Source organism: Sporichthya polymorpha DSM 43042 (assembly GCF_000384115.1).
Taxonomy (GTDB): domain Bacteria; phylum Actinomycetota; class Actinomycetes; order Sporichthyales; family Sporichthyaceae; genus Sporichthya; species Sporichthya polymorpha.
Genome location: NZ_KB913029.1, coordinates 3,339,490 through 3,356,167, shown reverse-complemented (window position 1 = coordinate 3,356,167; position 16,678 = coordinate 3,339,490). Strand labels below are relative to the sequence as shown.

The window sequence follows — 16,678 nt, the reverse complement described above, 5'->3', positions numbered from 1 at the left end:
CCGCAGTCGTGGGGTGTCAGCCCTCCTCCGGGCTGACACGGGCACCCTGCGGGACGTCATCCCGCAGGGGAGACGCGGCGCATGGGGGTGAAACGCCTAAAAGTGCACCGGATTGAGTGGCGCAGGTGCCGACGGAAGGGCTAGCGGGCGGTCCAGACCGGGGCGCGCTTCTCGGCGAAGGCGGTGGGGCCCTCCTTCGCGTCCGCGCTGCGCATGATCTCGGGAATGATCCCGTTGTTGAGCTTCCAGAGAGCTTCCTCATCGGCGCGCTCGCCCTCGGCGACGCCGTAGGCGATGCGCTTGGACGCCTGCACCGCGAGGGGTGCGTTCGCGGCGATGGTCTCCGCGAGCTCCAGGGCCGCGGACAGGGCCTCGCCCGAGGGAACGATCCGGTTGACCAGGCCCCAGCGCAGGGCCTCCTCGGCCGGCATCGGGCGGCCGGTCAGCAGCAGCTCGAGGCCCACGCGTGTCGGCAGCTGCCGGGTGATGCGGAAGGCACCACCGGCGGCGGCGACCAGGCCGCGCTTGACCTCGGGGAGCCCGAAGTTGGCGGTCTCGACGGCGACGACGAGATCGCACGCCAGCGCCAGCTCGGTGCCGCCGCCCAGGGCGTTGCCGTTGACCGCGGCGATCGTCGGCTTGCGCGTGAAGTGGTTGACGAACCCGGCGAAGCTCCAGTGCTCCTTGCCCGGGGGCAGGATCGGCTCGCCGCGCGCGATCGCCTTCAGGTCCGCGCCGGCGCAGAAGGCCTGCTCCCCCGCCCCGGTGAGGACCAGCGCGCGGATCTCCGGGTCGGCCTCGGCCTGCTCGACCGCGTCCCCGACGCCGACGCACACGTCGAGGTCGACCGCGTTGCGCGCCTCCGGCCGGTTGATGGTCACCAGGAGAACGTGACCGCGCTGCTCGACGAGAACCTTGTCGCTCATTGCCCACCCATTGCTAGAAGCGATGCTCGGTCGAGCGTAGCTACCCCCACCTGTGCACCACGAAAGCGCAGTTGCGTACGCGGAAATCGCCAATCGGGCGTACGGATCTGCGCTTTCGTGGGAGCGGCGGGGCGGGGGGCGGAGGCTACCCCGTGATCTCGTGCGCCTGCTCGAACAGGGCCCGGCCCATGGCACCGAGGCGTTCGCCGACCTCCGCCGTGGTCTGACCGGCGAGCATGCGGGCCCAGGAGCCCTCAAGGATGATCCCCAGCCGGTAGCAGGCGAGCACGACGAACCACTCGATGTCGTGAACCTCGCGGCCGGCCGACTCGGCGTACCGCGCCACCAGCGCGTCCGGCTCCGGCAGGCCAGGGATCTCGACCTTCGCGACCGTTCCCGGCCGGCCGGGCCAGGTCGCGATCATGTGGCCGAGGTCGAGGCGGACGTCGCCGATCGTGGCGAGCTCCCAGTCGACGAACGCGGCGACCCGGGGCTCGTCACGACTGACGAGGACGTTCGCGATGTGCGCGTCCCCGTGCACCAGGCCGAGGCGACACTCGGTCGGCTGATGCTCCGTCAGCCAGGCGCTGACCTCCTCGACGTGCGGCAGCGACGGCCCCGGGTATTTCGGGACATCGGCGTAGGAGTCGAGCTGTTTGCGCCAGCGCCCGACCTGCCGCGCGATCCAGTTCTCGGAGCGGCCGAAGTCGGCGAGCCCGCGCGCGACGTGGTCGACGCGACTGAGCGCGGCGATCCCGTCGACCATCGAGAAGCCCAGCCCCTCTCGCCACTCCGGGTCGGTGCGGTACCGCTCGGGCAGGTCCTCGGAGGGGTTGACGCCCGCGACCGGCTCCATCAGGTAGAACGCGGCACCGAGGACGTCCTCGGTCGGGCATGCCGCGATCAGCCCCGGGTGCGGGACGTCGCTGCCGGCCAACGCCCCGAGCACGCGCATCTCGCGGCGCATCGTCTCGTCGCTGTTGGCGCGCTTGTGCACGGGCGGGCGGCGCAGCACGTAGTCCCGGCCGTCGCGGGTGAAGCGCAGCAGGATGTTCTGCGTCCCGCCGACGAGCAACTCGGTGTCGGTGATCGGCCCCGACCCCAGCCCCGCCGAGTCCATCCACGCCGCGAGGGCGGCGAGGTCGACGCCCTCGATGTCGGATGCGTGGCCCGAAGAAGTGTCTGACGCCACGTCAGCCCGCCGCCCAGGCGTAGCCGCCGTCGATCTTCAGCACGGACCCGGTGGTGTAGCCGGACGCGTCGCTCGCGAGGTACAGCGCCGCCCCCACGATCTCGTCCGGCCGGCCACCACGACGGGCGGGGACGTCCTCGGCGAAGCGCTTCGCGGTTTCCGCCGGATCCCAGGCCTTGGAGATGTCGGTCAGGAACATGCCCGGCATGATCGTGTTGACCCGCACCGCGGGGGCGAACACGCGCGCCAGCGCCGTGGTCATGTTGTTCAGCCCGGCCTTCGCCATCGCGTAGGGCACCTCGGCCGCGCTCGGTTGCACGGCCGCGACGCTGCTGACGTTGATGATCGACCCGCGCCCGGCCTCGACCATCCGCGCCCCGATCCGGCTCGCGAGACGGAACGGGCCCTTGAGGTTCACGGCGAGGACCTTGTCGAACAGGTCCTCGCTGATCGTGTCGACCGAGTCGTAGAGCGGCGACATCCCCGCGTTGTTCACCAGGACGTCGCAGCGGCCGAACTCGGAGTACACGGCCTCGACAAGCCGGTCGCACTCGTCCCAGCGCCCGACATGGGTCGGGATCCCGAGCACCCGCCGGCCGGTCTGCTCCCACAGCCGGGCCGCGATCGCGGCACACGCGTCGGGCTTGCGGCTCGCGACGACAACGTCCGCCCCCGCCGCGGCGTAGGCCCGCGCGATCTCGTACCCGAGCCCGCGCGTCCCGCCCGTCACCAACGCGACCCGCCCGGCCAGCTCCCCCGTCACCGCTGCCACGGCGCGACCGCGCCGTCCTTCACCAGCGTCCGGGCGACGACCATCCGGTGCACCTCGTCGGGTCCGTCGTAGATGCGGGCGTACCGCGCGTGCCGGTACATGGACTCAAGCGGGAAGTCCTCGGTGACGCCGGCCGCGCCGTACACCTGGATCGCGCGGTCGATGACGTTGTGCAGGTACTCCGCGCCGCGGAACTTGATCAGGCTGATTTGCACACGGGCGTCCTCGCTGCCCGCGTCGACGGCGCGGGCCGCGTCGAGCGTCATCAGCCGGTGCGCCTGGATGTCGGCGGCGGACTCGGCGATGTAGCGACGGATCTCGCCCTTCTCCGCCAGCAGCGAACCGTGCGCGTACCGCGTCCGCGCCCGGTCGCACATCAGCTCGAACGCGCGCTGCATCTGCCCGAGCCACCGCATGCAGTGGAAGATGCGCCCGGGCCCCAGCCGCGTCTGCGCGATCGCGAACGCCTGCCCCCGCTCGCCGAACAGGTTCGACGCCGGCACCCGGACGTTCTCCAGCCGGATCTCGCCGTGACGGCCGGTGACGCTGCCCATCGTCCGGATGTCGCGCACGTGCGTGAAGCCGGGGGTGTCGACCGGGACGATGATCGCCGAGAACTTCCGGTGCGGCGGGGCGTCGGGGTCGGTCTTCGCCCACACCAGCACCGCGGGCGACGCGCTGGCCCACGACGTGAACCACTTGTGGCCGTTGATCACCCAGTGGGCGTCGTCGCCATCGCCGTCGAGCACGGCCGAGGTCTGCATCTGCGTCGGGTCCGAGCCCGCGACCTCGGGCTCGGTCAGGCCGATGCCGATCCACTCGTACTCGCCGGAGACCAGCGGGTCGAGCCAGCGCCGCTGCTGCGCCTCGGTGCCGTAGCGGCGCCACATGATCGTGTCGTGCTGCGTCATCGACCCGACGGCCCACATGCCGATCTCGGACCGGCCGATGATCTCGTTGAGGTGCACGAACTCGAGGAACGAGAGGCCCTGGCCGCCGAGGTCCTCGGGATGTCCCAGCGCCCACAGCCCGCGCCGTTTCGCCTCGGCCCGCAACCCGTCGAGCGCGGCCTTCGCCTCGGGACCACCGGCGTCGACCGTCTTCTCCAGCGGACAGACCTCGCCGTCGATGAACTCGAGCATGCGGGCCCGGAGGTCGATCACGCGGTCGGTGAGTCCGGGCGTACCCGGAGCTGACATCGTCGTCATGCCCTCGATTCTTCGGCACGACGATTCGTCGTGGTCGGGGGGCCCGAGGCACGGCAACGCCCGGTGACCCTTCCCACCGGGGCCACCGGGCGTTGACCAGGGGGTGTTACTCCTCGGCCGCCGGCTGGGGTCAGCTACCGAAGTTCTGCACCCAGTAGCCGCCGCCGACGACGTAACCGACGCCGAGGTAGTGGTAGCGGCAGTCGAGGATGTTGGCGCGGTGCGCCGGCGAGCGCATCCATGCGTCGACGACGCCGCTGGCGGTGCTGAAGCCGGCGCCCACGTTCTCGCCGATCCGGTCGCCGTCGAAGCCGGCGGCGCGGATGCGCTGGTCGAACGTACGCCCGTCCTTGGAGACGTGGCCCATGTAGTTGTAGCGAGCCATGTCCTCGGCGTGGCCCTGGGCCGAGCGCTCGAGCAGCGAGTGGTAGGTCAGCGGCCTGCAGCCCGCCGCGGACCGGGCCTGGTTGGCGAGGTCGAGGACGACCGACCGGCGACTGTCGTCGGTCGTCGTCGCGCCCTGCGAGGAGTCGGCCAGGAACGCGTTCTTGCTCGAGCTCTCCCCGCGCATCACACTGCGCCGGACCTCCTCGGCGTGGGCCGCCGCCCGCGCCGCGGCCTGCTTCGCGGCCTTCGCCTTGGCGTTGGCCTTCTTGGCCGCCGCCTTGGCCTTGGCGGCGGACCGCCTGGCCCCCGGGGAGCCGAGCTGCTTGGCCCGAGCCGCGGACGCCGCCGCCTTCTTCTTCGCCCGGGTGGCGGCACTGACCGCCTTGCGCGCCCGCGCCTGGGCGGCCTGAGCCTTCGCCTCGGCCTGCTGGACCTGCGGACTCGCCGCGGCCTTCGCCTCCATCGCGCGGACCTCGTCGGCGTTGTTGATCGCCGAGATCCGCCCCTCCTCCGGCGGGTCCTCCGCCCCGGCCGCGAAACCCGGCCCGGCGAGCGCCACCCCCGCAGCGACGGTCACCGCACTCGCGATTCCCCGGATCCGCCATCTCCCACGACGCAGCTGTTCCAAGCCGGCCCCCTCCATCGCACCGCGACGACTTCCGACCCCCGAGATCCTTCGCAAGATCAGCAGGCCCCGTAATGGCCGCCGGGGGCACGGAGTCGTTACGGGACCGGTAAGGCGTTTCTGGCGTGTCGGCAAGGTTCGGAGGACGAAGCGGACCAGAGTTGTCAGAGGCAGCCGGTACACCTGAGACACACGAGAACCGGGAGGGGGCAGCCATGGGGCAGGTTCTGCGACTGGTCGGGTCGCCCGACCCGGTCGAGGTGCTCGACGCCGAGGAGCGACGGGCGGCGCTGGTGCTGATCTACGCGTGCGCCCAGCAGCGGCGGCGCGGGGCGCTGGCCCGGCACCGGCGGCAGCCGTGCGACCCGTGGGCGTTTCTCGACCCCGAGGAGCCCGACGCCCGCGTTCTCGCCTCCGCCTGGGTCCGGGGCTGGGAGGACCACGAGGCGGTCCTGACGGCGGTCGGCCGCGGGGCCTGCGCGGCGGAGGCCGGACAGTCCCCCGAGGCGTGCCCCTACCCCGCCGACTCCGACGACGAGGACGAGAGCTTCCTCGTCAAGCACTGGCTCTACGGCTGGCGCGCCCGCGGCGGCCGGTGCGGCGGTGAGCCCCGGATCGCCCCGGTGATCCCGCTCCCCCGCCCCGCGGCGCAGGGCTGACCTCACGTCAGGGCAGCGCCTATCGTCGCTGGCGTGAGCCACGTCGAGGAGGCCACCCGGAGCCAGGAACTCGCCTGGCAGGCGTTCCGGGACGCCGACCTGCACGGTGCGCGCGGCCATCTGGAGGCCGCGTTCCGGCACTGGCGGGCGGCCCGCGAACCGCGCCACGCGGCCCGGATCGCCGCGACGCTCGCCGACGTCCACGGCACGTTCCTCGGCAACCCCGCGGCCGGGCAGGGGTGGGTGCACCGCGGCCGACGGCAGCTCGAACCGGTCGGGCGGTGCGTCGAGCTCGGGTACCTGGAGCTCGCGATCACGGCGTGCGAGCTCACCGACATCGAGCGGCTGCTCACCGCCGCGGACGCCGCGCTCGAGCTCGCGATCGAGTTCGGTGACCCGGACCTGGAGGTGCGCGCGCTCGCCGACAGCGGCTACGGGCTCGTGCTCCACGGCCGGCTGACCGAGGGGTTCGCGCGGCTCGACGAGGCGATGGCGGCACTGTCCACCGGCGAGCTCGCCGACGTCTCCCTCGCCGCGACCTCGTACTGCGCGATCCTCACCGCCTACGACCGGGCCGGGGACGCCGCCCGTGCGGAGGAGCTGCAGCGCATCGTGACCGCGCTGCCGCCCGAGCGTCGGCCGCGCGTGCTGTACGCGCACTGCCGGCTCGCGTACGGGTCGGTGCTGTGCACGGTCGGGCGTTGGCCCGAGGGTGAGACGGCGATGCGGGACGTCCTCGACGAGCCCGGCGCCACCCCCGGCCAGCGCCACGACGCCGCGACCCGGCTCGCCGAGCTGCGGCTGCTGCAGGGCAAGTTCGCCGAGGCGGCGGAACTGCTCGCGGCGGCGCGCTCCCGGCCGTCGGCCGCCGAGCCGCTGGCCCGGCTGCACCTGGCGACGGGTCGGCCGGACCTCGCCGTCGGGCTGCTGCGGCGGGAGGTCGACGCCGTCCCCGGTGACCGGATGCGGACCGGCGCGCTGCTCGGGCTCCTGGTCGAGGCCGCGGTCGTGCAGCAGGCCCTCGACGAGGCCCGCGCGGCAGCCGCGCGACTGACCGAACTGACGGCGCTGACGGATGATCAGATCCTGCGGGCCGAGGCCGCGCTCGCCGTGGGGCGCGTGGCGGTGGCCGAGGGAGATCCCGCCGCGCTGACGTACTTTCGCGCCGCGCTGGAGCACCTCGGCGGCGAGCGGCCGGTGCGCTCGGCTGCCGTCTGCCTCGAGGTTGCGCAGGTTCTCGCCGACGCCGGCGACACCGCGGCCGCGGTCGTCGAGGCGCAGGACGCGCTGGCCGTCTTCGACCGCGTCGGAGCCCGGCTGTGCTCCGACCGCGCCGCGGCCCTGCTCCGGACGCTCGGCACCCCCACCCGCGCCGCCGGCCGTTCCCCCGACGCCGTCCTCCCCCACCTGACGGCCCGTGAGCGGGAGGTGCTGGAACTGCTCCGCTCCGGCCTCACCAACGCCGAGATCGGGGCCCGGCTCTTCATCTCCGCCAAGACCGCCGAGCACCACGTCGGCCGGCTCCTCGCCAAACTCGGCGTCCGCTCCCGCGCCGAGGCCGCCGCCTTCGCCGCCGCGCACCTGGGCCGCACCTAGGGGGGTGATGGGGGGGGGTTTCCCCGATGCCCGGGACCCGTATCCGTTGCCATCGTCTGCGCACCGACTTGACCGCGACGGAGGTGCAGCGATGGAGACGAGGATCGACGAGATCGCCGACGGGATCTACCGCCTGTCGACCTGGGTGCCGGAGATCGCCCCGCCGGCGGGGTTCACGTTCAACCAGTTCCTTCTCGACGCCGAGCAACCGCTGCTGTTCCACACCGGCCACCGGCGGATGTTCCCGCAGCTGGCCGAGGCGGTGAACCGGATCCGGCCGACGCGGGACCTGCGGTGGATCGCGTTCGGGCACGTCGAGGCGGACGAGTCCGGCGCGGTGAACCACTGGCTGGGCGCGGCCCCGGAGGCGCAGGTCGCGCACGGGGCGCTCGGCTGCGACGTCCAGCTCGCCGACCTGCTCGACCGCCCGCCGGTGCCGCTCGCTGACGGCGAGGTGCTGGACCTCGGCGGCAAGCGCGTCCGGCACCTCGACACCCCGCACGTCCCTCACGGGTGGGAGGCGCGGGTCCTGTTCGAGGAGACCACCGGCACGCTGCTCTGCGGCGACCTGTTCACCCACGTCGGCAACGGGCCGGCGCTGGTGCACGGCGACATCGTCTGCCCGGCCGTCGAGGCCGAGGAGATGTTCCAGGCGATGACGATGGCCCCGAACACCCGGGCCGTTCTGCACCGCCTCGCCGACCTGGAACCCCGCACCCTCGCCCTGATGCACGGCTCCTCGTTCACCGGCGACGGCAGTGCCATGCTTCGCGGCCTCGCCGACACGCTCGCCGAGAGGTCGACCTGCTGCAAGGTCGCGGACCTGATCTTCGTCTGACCGACTGCCAGTCGCGCCCGCCTCAGGTGAGCAGGACCTGGGTCGCGGACTCCTTGAGTTTCGCGTTCGCCCAGCGCATCTGGCGGAGGTTCTCGGCGTGGCAGCGCTGGGCGAGTTCGATCAGCGGGAGGTCCTGGACGCCCTGGGCTCCCTGGGCGATCAGCTCCCAATCGACCGAGACGCCCGCGGCGGCCAGGTAGATCTCCCGCAGGTCGAGGAGCAGGAGCAACCCGGCCTCGGGTTCCCGGCCGAGGACCTCGGCCGCGCGCTCCCGGATCCGTTCGACCAGGCGCGTCTCCAGTCGCGGCTCGGGGTCGAGGTCCTCGTCGTAGCGGCGGGCCTGCTCCGCGATCGCGCGGACGTGCTCGGTCGACCAGGCCGCGAGGGTGCGGGACAGGTGGTAGACGTCCTGGTCCGCCTCGTGCCGCTCCCCGGCGTGCAGCAGCCGTTGGGCGAGCTCGGTCTCGGAACGGTGCAGCTCCCGCAGGGCCAGGCCGAGCTTCATCGCTGCCCACCGTCCTTCGTCAGGTTCCGCACCGACACCGCGGCGGTCTTGAACAACGGCTGGCGCGACGCCGGGTCCCAGGCCGTGATCGTGAGCTCGTTGGCGGCGCGCTCGTGGCCGTCGTCCTCGGTCTTGGTGTCCCAGTAGCCGTAGTGGAACGGCAGGAACACCACGCCCTCGCGGATCCCGCCGATTCGCGCCGGGGCCCGCACGCACCCGCGAGGGGAGCGGATCTCGAGCACGTCGCCTTCGTCGGCGCCGAGCCGCTCGGCGTCCACGGCCGCCACCTCCACCCACACCTCCGGCGCGGCCGCGTCGAGTTGCGGGGCGCGGGCCGTCTTGGTGCGGGTGTGGAAGTGGTAGAGCGTCCGGCCGGTCGTCAGGACGAACGGCTGATCGTCGCTCGGGGTCTCCGGCGGCGGCGTGTACTCGGCGGCCTTGAACATCGCCTTGCCGTCCGGGTTGAGCGCGCGGTACTCCGTGGGCTCCATCGGGGCGCCGGTGAGCAGGTCGCGGCCGTAGGTCTCGCAGTAGTCCGGGGCGGCGAAGAACTTTCCGTCGACGTAGAGGCGCTCGGTCCCGTCGGGGTTCTCGGCGTTGCACGGCCACTGGACGCCGCCGCGCTCACGCAGCATCGCGTAGCTCAGCCCCGTGTAGTCGCAGGGGCGGCCGCGGCTGCACTCCTGCCAGGCCGCGAACGTACTCGCCGGGTCGGTCCAGTGGATGAGCGGCCCCCCGGACCGGTTGCGGAGGTCGAGGCGCCGGGCGTAGTCGAGGAAGATGTCGAGATCTGACCGAGCGTCACCCGGAGGGTCGACCGCCCGACCTGAGTAGTGCACGGTGCGGTCGGCGTTGGTGAACGTGCCCTCCTTCTCGGCCCACGTGGCGGCGGGGAGGACGACGTCGGCGAGCTCCGTGGTCTCGGTCGGGAAGATGTCCTGGACGACCAGGAACAGCCGTTCCTGCGCGAGGATCGACCGGATCCGCGCGAGCTCCGGCAGCGACACCGCCGGGTTGGTCGCCGAGACCCACCACATGCGGATCGACCCCTCCTCGATGTAGCGCAGCTGCTGCATCACGTGGGTCGGCGGGCTGTAGTGCGGAATGTCGTGCATGTCGAGGCCCCATACACGCGCCAGGTCCGCGAGCTGCGCGTCGGAGGACCAGTTGCGGAAGCCCGCGAGGTCGCCGTCGGCGCCGCACTCGCGGGTGTTCTCCGCGGTGGGCTGGCCGTTCATCTGCAGGATCCCGCAGCCCGGCTTGCCCAGCATCCCGCGCAGGAGGTTGAGGTTGTTGACCTGCACGGCGGCGGCGGTCGCCTGGTGCGACTGGTAGAAGCCCTGCAGGACGGTGGACAGCAGCCGCTGTGCGCTCCCCACCACCCGGGCGGCCGCGCGGATGTCCGCCGCCGGCACGCGGCAGATCTCCGCGGCCCACTCGGGGGTGCAGGGCTTCACCTGCTTCGCGAGTTCGTCGTAGCCGACGGTGTGGGCGGCGATGTAGTCCTCGTCCGTCCAGCCGTTCACGATCACCTCGTGCAGCAAAGCGTTCATCAGCGCGAGGTTGGTCCCGGGCAGCGGCGCGAGGTGCACGGTGGCGTGCTCGGCCACCGGCGTCCGCCGCGGGTCGACGCAGATGACCTGCGGCGGGTTCGGCCCGGCGAGGCGGTCGAGGATCCGCGACCACAGCACGGTCTGCGTGGCCGCCATGTTGTGACCGAAGAGCGCGATCACGTCCGCGTGGTCGACGTCGGTGTACGAGCCGGGCTGGCCGTCACACCCGAAGCTCTGCTTCAGCGCCTCGGCCGAGGTCGCGGTGCACAGCCGGGTGTTGCCGTCGACGTGATTGGTGCGCAGCCCGCCGTGCGCGAGGACGCCGAGCGTGTAGTACTCCTCCAGGAACAGCTGGCCGGAGGTGTAGAAGCCGATCGCGGACGGCCCGTGCTCGTCGAGGAGTTCACGCGTGCGGCGGACGATCGCGTCCATCGCCGTGTCCCAGTCGGTCTCGACCAGGTGTCCGTTGCGCCGGATCAGCGGACGCGTGAGCCGGTCGGTCGAATTGTTCGCCTGCCAGCCGTAGAGGTCCTTCGGCCCGAGCCGGCCGTGGTTGACGCGGTCGTGCGCGCGGCCGCGCACCCCGACGATCCGCCCCCCGGCCACCGCGACGTCCAGCGCGTCCCCGTTGGAGTGCAGGATGCTCGCCGTCGGCACCCACCGCTCGACGTCGGCCTCGCTCACCCCGTCCGCGAGGAAACTGTCGACCCGCTCCGGCCAGGTCTCCCCCGGCCCGTAGGGAGTCCGTGCGCCCCAGGGTTCTGCGATCCGTGCGTCCATACCGAGGACGTGCCCGGCTCCCACTTCGGCTAACGCGCCGGATCCTGTCCGTCTCCTTCGAGTGGGGTCGGACGGATCAGCGGGTCAGACGCCGGCGGCGGTGAGGGCGTCGAGGGCGCGGTCGAGGTCCTCGGGGCCGAAGGCGGCGAGGGGGACGATGAGGCGGTCGACGCCGAGGTCGCGGTAGCGGTCGGCGAGGCCGGGGCCGAAGCTGCCGAACGCGGGGGCGATGGAGATCTGGAAACCTTCGCGGGAACGGCCCTCGTTCTCCAGCTCGGCGTCGAGGCGGGTCAGCACGGCCGGCAGCTCCTCCGGCGGGATGTTCATGCCGTAGTAGCCCTGGCCGAAGCGGGCGGCGCGGCGCAGGGCGGCGTCACTCCCGCCCCCGACGTGGATCGGCGGGTGCGGCGTCTGCACCGGCTTCGGGTACAGGCGGCTCGGCGGCAGCTCGTAGTACCGGCCCGAGTAGGACGACACTTCGTCGGTCCACAGCGCGCGCATCACGGCGAGGTGGTCGTCGGTGCGCGGGCCGCGATTCGCCCACGGCACGCCGAGGGCCTCGTACTCCTCGCGCAACCAGCCGATGCCGACGCCGAAGTCGACGCGGCCGCGGGAGAGGACGTCGAGGTCCGCCACCTGCTTCGCGGTGTAGAGCGGGTTGCGCTGGCCGACGATGCAGATGCCGGTGCCGAGGCGGACCGTCGTCGTCCGCGCGGCGAGATAGCTGAGCGCGACGAACGGCTCGAGCAGCCCGGCGTCCGCAGGCAGCGGGGCCTTGCCGTCGCGGCTGTACGGGTACGGGCTGTCGTAGGAGTCGAACAGCACGACGTGCTCCGCGACCCACACCGACGCGATGCCGCGCTCCTCCACCGCGACCGCGAGGTGGTCGAGGAACTCCGGCCGACCCGCCCCGTAGGCGAGGCCGAACAGCACGCCGATCTCCATGAACGCTCCTTCCGGTCCGCGTTATCTAAACCTATTAGACGACGCGGCCGGAAGTGCTCAGACCATGCTGCCCATCGCGGAGGCGACGGTCCCGGCGAGGGCGATCATCAGCCCGATGCCGCCGGCCCCGACGAGCAGACCGACGCCGACGAGAATCGCGTCCCCGAAGAGCACGCCGAGGCTGACCAGCACGATGCCGGCCGACGGGAGGGTGTCCAGGCCGCTGAACGGGGGCGCGGCCAGCGCGCCGATCACGAAGACCACAACGACCAGGCCAAAGACGATCCGCCCCGGGTTGCTCTGCACCGTGCGCGCGAAGCGCGGCCGGGCAACCTTCTCCACCTTCTGCAACGGAGTGACCAGGCGCCGCCGGGCCTTCGCCGACTGCAGCGACTTCAGTTCCTTGTCCCGCACGCGACGCGGGAGCCACGGCTCGTCCCGGCCGACGACCAGCTGCAGCGCGATCAGCAGCGTCGCGGCCTCCAGGACGTGCGTCACGCCCGCCGTCGGGATCGGCAGCGCCGAGGGCATCATCAGCAGGACGAACGCGACCGCGAACGCCTGCTGCCCGAAGTGCGTGAGCAGTCCGCCGAGCGTCTTCGGCTGGTCGTCCCCCAGCCACGCGTCGAGGCGGTCACTGAGCGCACGCTCGGGCGTGGCCTGCTCCGGGGTCGCGCCCCGCGGCTTGGTCATGCCCGGGCCCTACCCCCGAGGGCTTGGTTCAGGCTCGGCGCACCGGTGGCGGTTCCACTCAACAAAATGAGATTTGCTATCTCTAAAATGAGTGAGCCAGTCTCGGCAGGGCCCGGACCGGCCCGCTACGGTGCGGCGAGACCTAGGAGCAGCCCATGGACGAAGCAGCACTGCGGCGCGAGGTTCGGGCGTTCGTCGCCGAGCAGGTCGCCGAGCTCGGCATCCGCCTGGAATGCGATGCCTGGCTCTCGGGCTGCTCCCCCGCGTTCAGCCGGGCCCAGGCCGCGCGCGGTTGGCTCGGCATGACCTGGCCGACCGAGTACGGCGGCCACGCGCGGACCGAGCGCGAGCGTCTGATCGTCAACGAGGAGCTCCTCGCCGCCGGGGCGCCGGTCGCGGCCCACTGGATCGGGGACCGGCAGTCCGGTCCGTCGATCCTCAAGCACGGGACCGAGGAGCAGAAGCAGCGCTTGCTACCCGCCATGGCCCGCGGCGAGTGCTTCTTCGCGATCGGGATGTCCGAGCCGGACAGCGGCTCCGACCTCGCGTCGGTGCGCACGACCGCCCGCCGCGACGGGGAGCACTGGGTCCTCAACGGCACCAAGGTCTGGACCAGCGGCGCCCACGAGGCGCACTACATGATCGCGCTGGTGCGCACCTCGCCCCTGGACCCGAAGGCGCGGCACGCCGGCCTGAGCCAGTTCCTCGTCCCCCTGCGTGCACCCGGCGTGACGATCAACCCGATCGTGTCGCTCGACGGCGGGCACCACTTCAACGAGGTCGTGCTCAGCGACGTCCGCCTCACCGACGCGGACCTGCTCGGCGCCGAGGGCGACGGCTGGAAGCAGGTCACCTCCGAGCTCGCCTACGAGCGGTCCGGACCCGAGCGCTTCCTCTCGACCTTTCCCCTGCTCGCCGCCGCTGCTGACGCCTCGTCAGCCGAGTTCGGAATCGCGCTGGCCGAGCTGACGACGCTGCGCGCGATGTCCGCCGCGGTGGCCGAGGCCCTCGGCCGCGGGGAAGCGCCGGCAGTCGAGGCCGCGCTCGTGAAGGACCTCGGGACACGGTTCGAAGGGCGGGTCATCGACCTGGCCCGCCGGCTGCACCCGCGCGAGGCCGACCCCGACTCCGCCGACGATCTGACGCGGCACCTGGCGCACTCGGTCACCCACTCCCCCGGGTTCACGCTCCGCGGCGGGACCAACGAGATCCTGCGCGGGATCGTCGCCAAGTCCCTCACCACCGACCCCGTCAAGCCCGCCAGCGAGGCCGGGGCGGCGGTGGCCGCGATGTGCGCCGGAACCGAGGTGTTCGAGCCTTCCGGGGTCTGGGCGCCCGAGCGCAGCCGCGCCCTGCTCAAGCGGATGCTCGACGACGGCTGGCACCGCGTCGGCCTGCCCGAGGAGCTCGGGGGGCACGGGGGTGAGCTCCGCGACGCCGCGGACGTCGCCGCCGCCCTGGTCGGGTCGCCCTCGCCGCTGGCGGACACGCTGATCGGGGCCGCCTCGCTGCTCGCCGCGGCGGGGCTCGCGCTGCCCGACGACGCCGAGGTGGTGGTGGTCGTCCCGGCGGCGGACGCGACGCTGTCCGGCGGCCGGGTCACCGCGACCGCGTCCCGGGTGGCGTGGGCGAGCTGGGCGTCGCACCTGCTGGTGCCGGTCGCCGACGGCGCCGGCACGACCGTCGCCCTCGTCCGGGCGGCGGACGCCACGATCACGGCGGGCCGCAACGCCGCCGATGAGCCACGGGACGCGGTGGCCGTCGACGCCGTCCCGCTCGCGACCGCGTCGGTGGATCGGTCGATCGCGGACGTCCTCGCGGAGGTCGAACGGACCGGCGCTCTCACCCGCAGCGTCCAGATCGCGGCGGCGCTGGCGCGGCTGGTCCCGCTGACGGCGACCCACCTTCACGACCGGGTCCAGTTCGGGCGGGCGCTCGTGCAGTTCCAGGCGGTGCAGCAGTCGCTGGCCGAGCTCGCGGCCGAGGCCTCGGCGGCGCGGGCGATCACCGACGTCGCGGTGGCGTCGACCGGCACCCCGCGCGCGTCACTGCTGACCGCGGCGGCGAAGGCGCGGTCCAGCGTCGCCGCCGGGACCGGGGCCCGCATCGCCCACCAGCTGCACGGCGCGCTGGGGGTCAGCCAGGAGCACGCGCTCCACCGGCTCACCCGTCCGCTGTGGTCATGGCGGGACGAGTGGGGCAACGAGGCGACCTGGGGCCGCCACCTCGCCGAGCGCGCCGTGGCCGAGACGAACGGCGAACTCTGGCCCTGGCTCGTCGGCGCCTGACTCAGCTGGCCTGACGGCGGTTGAGCTCGGCCCAGGCGACGCGACGCTCGACGACGTCGTCGAGGTCGCGGAACCGGCACGTCCCGCAGTAGCGCTTGCCGACCGGGTCGAGCCCGAAGCGCTGACGGTACGCCAGCTGAGGGCCCGTCAGCTCTGACTCGGGCGCCGGCTCGCGACGGCAGGTGAACGCGAGGCAGCAGCCGCCCTTCTGGGCGATGAGCACGCGGCCGAGGACGTCGGACTCGGCCCACACCAGCTTCGGACGGGCCTTCCACGGCATGCCGGGCACGGCGACCGCGGCGGTGACGATCTCCTCCGCCAGCGGTGTCACGTCGAGCTTGTCGCAGTAGGCGAGCTCGCTGACGACCCCGTCGGCGACCTCGTCCCAGAGCCCGGAGACGCTGACCTTCGCGAGGCCCCGGCAGGCCTCGATCAGCGGGGCCGCCACCTCGACGAGCGCCGCCATCGTCCGCGGCAGGACCTCGTCGGCGGGCACGACCTCGACGTCCGCGCTCCCGGCCCACGGGTGGTCCGGCGCCACGATCGCGCGGACGCGACCTGGCCGGACGCGCTCGGGCCAGCCCTCCTCCACGACGTCGAAGATCAGCGTCCCGCCGTCGAGCACCAGGCCGGCCCCCGCGGAGGCGAGCCCGAGCCCGACGATCCGCCCGAGCTCGCCGGCGAACCAGCCGGAGATGTAGGTCGCGCCGGCCTGCGGCGTGACGTCCCGGCCCTGCAGGCGCCGGTGCGCCTCGCGGAGCACGGCCGCGTCGTCGACCAGCACCTGCGCCCGGCTCAACGGTCGCGTCGGGTCGGTGGACGTGGTCGCCGTGAGCGCGCGGAACTCACCGCTCAGCCAAGCGGCGAGGTCAGGAGCCGTGGGATCGGGGAAGCGCACGTCGGTCCTCAGGAAGGCAGGGGCGCCCCGTGTCGCCGGGCTCACCCAGAGTCAAGTAAGGCTTACCTTACTCGAATCGAGGCGAAACGAAACCCCACTCCTGGAGATGACATCTCCACCGGAGCGGCTAGGAACCGCTGCTCGCCACGGCACCGGCCGCGGCGACGGCGGCGAGGATCGCGGCCTGGCTCGCCTGAACGGCCTGGCGGACGGCGTCGCTGGCCCAGCTCGCGTCGGCGACCTCCTTCGCGCGCTTCTTGAGGTCGCGGGCGGAGAGCGGGCCGCGGTCGACGACCTTGGCCACGAGGTCGACGGCGGAGAGGAGGGCGATCACGGTGCCCGTCCGCTCCTCCGCGTCGCCGCCGTCGAGCAGGACGCGGCGGAGGTCGGCACGGAGCTCCTCCTCGTGACGGGAGTCCGCGGCGGGCCAGCGCTTGCGCGGGAACAGCCCGAGCACCTTCGACTCCTCGCGGCGCAGGAGGCCGCGCTCGACGAGGCGGTCGCACAGTTCGTCGGGCAGCCGCTTGCCGAGCCGGCCGACGAGGTCCTGCGGAGAGCGCGGCTTCTGGTCGATCTCGTCGAGCGCCGCGAGCAGCACGGGGTCGCTCACGGCGCCGCGGTCCTCCACCGTGACGCGGGTCCGCTTCCAGAACCCGGTCTCGGTCTCGATCTCGACGGCCCCGGCGAGCGCCAGCTCCGCGAGCACCGCGCCGGCCAGCACCGGGCCGCGCTGGTCACTCCCGGCCGCGAACGCCCCCGACTCGTCGTCGAGCAGCAGCAGCAGGACGTCCTCCGCGATCAGCGTCATCCCGT

General features: G+C 72.9%; 15 protein-coding genes. 4 read left to right on the top strand and 11 right to left on the bottom strand.

The genetic code is table 11. The features are described 5' to 3' along the window. Positions 1–140: 140 nt before the first annotated feature. The 5 genes from SPOPO_RS0116360 to SPOPO_RS32970 all read right to left on the bottom strand — a co-directional run bounded on the left by SPOPO_RS0116360 (position 141) and on the right by SPOPO_RS32970 (position 5,062). Positions 141–926, bottom strand: coding sequence for a crotonase/enoyl-CoA hydratase family protein (locus tag SPOPO_RS0116360; RefSeq protein ID WP_019875967.1), 786 nt, complete (start codon positions 924–926; stop codon positions 141–143). A gap of 145 nt (positions 927–1,071) precedes the next feature. Beyond that, entirely contained in the window at positions 1,072–2,118 is a 1,047-nt protein-coding gene (locus SPOPO_RS0116355) for a phosphotransferase family protein (RefSeq protein ID WP_019875964.1), read from the bottom strand. 1 nt (position 2,119) lies between these two features. Beyond that, complete coding sequence (locus SPOPO_RS0116350) at positions 2,120–2,890, bottom strand: SDR family NAD(P)-dependent oxidoreductase (protein WP_019875961.1); 771 nt, start codon at positions 2,888–2,890, stop codon at positions 2,120–2,122. Continuing rightward, positions 2,878–4,098, bottom strand: a complete 1,221-nt coding sequence (locus SPOPO_RS0116345) for an acyl-CoA dehydrogenase family protein (RefSeq protein WP_019875960.1) — start codon at positions 4,096–4,098, stop codon at positions 2,878–2,880. The genes SPOPO_RS0116350 and SPOPO_RS0116345 overlap by 13 nt, the downstream gene beginning before the upstream one ends. A gap of 130 nt (positions 4,099–4,228) precedes the next feature. Further along, positions 4,229–5,062 carry a CAP domain-containing protein gene (locus tag SPOPO_RS32970; RefSeq protein WP_019875958.1) on the bottom strand — a complete coding sequence of 278 codons (834 nt, stop codon included), beginning with the start codon at positions 5,060–5,062 and terminating at the stop codon, positions 4,229–4,231. Between the two features lie 263 nt (positions 5,063–5,325). On the opposite strand from SPOPO_RS32970, the gene SPOPO_RS0116335 reads away from it, so the two are divergent. From SPOPO_RS0116335 to SPOPO_RS0116325, 3 genes are all read left to right on the top strand, one after another. Further along, positions 5,326–5,769: an Rmf/CrpP family protein gene (locus SPOPO_RS0116335; protein WP_019875957.1), complete on the top strand. Its 444-nt coding sequence runs from the start codon at positions 5,326–5,328 to the stop codon at positions 5,767–5,769. 33 nt (positions 5,770–5,802) lie between these two features. Continuing rightward, entirely contained in the window at positions 5,803–7,365 is a 1,563-nt protein-coding gene (locus SPOPO_RS35910; RefSeq protein ID WP_019875956.1) for a LuxR family transcriptional regulator, read from the top strand. Positions 7,366–7,456: 91 nt separating this feature from the next. Continuing rightward, complete coding sequence (locus SPOPO_RS0116325) at positions 7,457–8,203, top strand: oxygen-binding di-iron domain-containing protein (RefSeq protein WP_019875955.1); 747 nt, start codon at positions 7,457–7,459, stop codon at positions 8,201–8,203. 22 nt (positions 8,204–8,225) lie between these two features. On the opposite strand, the gene SPOPO_RS0116320 is transcribed toward SPOPO_RS0116325, so the two are convergent. From SPOPO_RS0116320 to SPOPO_RS0116305, 4 genes are all read right to left on the bottom strand, one after another. Further along, a complete protein-coding gene (locus SPOPO_RS0116320; protein ID WP_019875954.1) occupies positions 8,226–8,708 on the bottom strand; it encodes a hypothetical protein in 483 nt (160 codons plus the stop codon). Beyond that, positions 8,705–11,041 carry a molybdopterin oxidoreductase family protein gene (locus tag SPOPO_RS0116315; RefSeq protein ID WP_051098618.1) on the bottom strand — a complete coding sequence of 779 codons (2,337 nt, stop codon included), beginning with the start codon at positions 11,039–11,041 and terminating at the stop codon, positions 8,705–8,707. Before SPOPO_RS0116315 ends, SPOPO_RS0116320 begins: the two co-directional genes overlap by 4 nt. A gap of 84 nt (positions 11,042–11,125) precedes the next feature. Continuing rightward, a complete protein-coding gene (locus SPOPO_RS0116310) occupies positions 11,126–11,986 on the bottom strand; it encodes an LLM class F420-dependent oxidoreductase (protein ID WP_019875952.1) in 861 nt (286 codons plus the stop codon). A gap of 57 nt (positions 11,987–12,043) precedes the next feature. After that, positions 12,044–12,679, bottom strand: coding sequence for an exopolysaccharide biosynthesis protein (locus SPOPO_RS0116305; protein WP_019875951.1), 636 nt, complete (start codon positions 12,677–12,679; stop codon positions 12,044–12,046). Positions 12,680–12,834: 155 nt separating this feature from the next. Here SPOPO_RS0116305 and SPOPO_RS33835 point away from each other — a divergent pair, with 155 nt between their 5' ends. Beyond that, positions 12,835–14,967: an acyl-CoA dehydrogenase family protein gene (locus SPOPO_RS33835; RefSeq protein WP_019875950.1), complete on the top strand. Its 2,133-nt coding sequence runs from the start codon at positions 12,835–12,837 to the stop codon at positions 14,965–14,967. 1 nt (position 14,968) lies between these two features. Here the strand turns inward: SPOPO_RS33835 and SPOPO_RS0116295 are convergent, their stop codons facing one another. Both SPOPO_RS0116295 and SPOPO_RS0116290 read right to left on the bottom strand, forming a co-directional pair. Next, positions 14,969–15,865 carry a hypothetical protein gene (locus SPOPO_RS0116295; protein WP_019875949.1) on the bottom strand — a complete coding sequence of 299 codons (897 nt, stop codon included), beginning with the start codon at positions 15,863–15,865 and terminating at the stop codon, positions 14,969–14,971. 127 nt (positions 15,866–15,992) lie between these two features. Further along, complete coding sequence (locus SPOPO_RS0116290) at positions 15,993–16,673, bottom strand: GOLPH3/VPS74 family protein (protein ID WP_019875948.1); 681 nt, start codon at positions 16,671–16,673, stop codon at positions 15,993–15,995. Between the last annotated feature and the right edge of the window lie 5 nt (positions 16,674–16,678).

Coding starts and splice junctions, on each gene's coding strand:
- SPOPO_RS0116360 (WP_019875967.1), bottom strand. CDS start 926: ATGAGCGACAAGGTTCTCGTCGAGCAGCGCGGTCACGTTCTCCTGGTG.
- SPOPO_RS0116345 (WP_019875960.1), bottom strand. CDS start 4,098: ATGACGACGATGTCAGCTCCGGGTACGCCCGGACTCACCGACCGCGTG.
- SPOPO_RS0116335 (WP_019875957.1), top strand. CDS start 5,326: ATGGGGCAGGTTCTGCGACTGGTCGGGTCGCCCGACCCGGTCGAGGTG.
- SPOPO_RS0116325 (WP_019875955.1), top strand. CDS start 7,457: ATGGAGACGAGGATCGACGAGATCGCCGACGGGATCTACCGCCTGTCG.
- SPOPO_RS0116320 (WP_019875954.1), bottom strand. CDS start 8,708: ATGAAGCTCGGCCTGGCCCTGCGGGAGCTGCACCGTTCCGAGACCGAG.
- SPOPO_RS0116315 (WP_051098618.1), bottom strand. CDS start 11,041: ATGGACGCACGGATCGCAGAACCCTGGGGCGCACGGACTCCCTACGGG.
- SPOPO_RS0116310 (WP_019875952.1), bottom strand. CDS start 11,986: ATGGAGATCGGCGTGCTGTTCGGCCTCGCCTACGGGGCGGGTCGGCCG.
- SPOPO_RS0116305 (WP_019875951.1), bottom strand. CDS start 12,679: ATGACCAAGCCGCGGGGCGCGACCCCGGAGCAGGCCACGCCCGAGCGT.
- SPOPO_RS33835 (WP_019875950.1), top strand. CDS start 12,835: ATGGACGAAGCAGCACTGCGGCGCGAGGTTCGGGCGTTCGTCGCCGAG.
- SPOPO_RS0116290 (WP_019875948.1), bottom strand. CDS start 16,673: ATGACGCTGATCGCGGAGGACGTCCTGCTGCTGCTGCTCGACGACGAG.